Origin of the sequence: Streptomyces sp. NRRL F-2664 (assembly GCF_000719345.1) — a bacterium.
Taxonomy (GTDB): Bacteria; Actinomycetota; Actinomycetes; order Streptomycetales; family Streptomycetaceae; genus Streptomyces.
Genome location: NZ_JOFX01000550.1, coordinates 1 through 259 on the forward strand (window position 1 = coordinate 1; position 259 = coordinate 259).

General features: G+C 68.7%; 1 protein-coding gene. It reads right to left on the bottom strand.

Annotated features, from left to right (window positions below; all coding sequences use genetic code 11):
* On the bottom strand, positions 1–259 hold a 259-nt coding region (locus tag IF89_RS40210; protein WP_043195175.1), incomplete at both ends, for an RHS repeat domain-containing protein.

The following is a 259-nucleotide window of genomic DNA, read 5'->3' on the forward strand; positions in this document are numbered from 1 at the left end:
GTAGGTGTAGGCGGCGGAGGCGGTCTGCCCGTCCGCAGTCTTCTGCACCGCGGCCTTCAGACTGCCGTCGGGATTGTAGGTGTAGGCGGTGACCGCCCCTGCGGCATCCGTGGCCGATACCAGCTGCCCGTGCTGGTCGTAGGTGCGGGAGACAGCCTTCCCGTCGGGGTAGGCGACCGAGGCCAGCCGGCCCTCGCTGTCGTAGGTGTAGGTGATGAGGGTGTTCTTCTTGGCGTCCGCGTCGTCGCGGGCGCCTTCC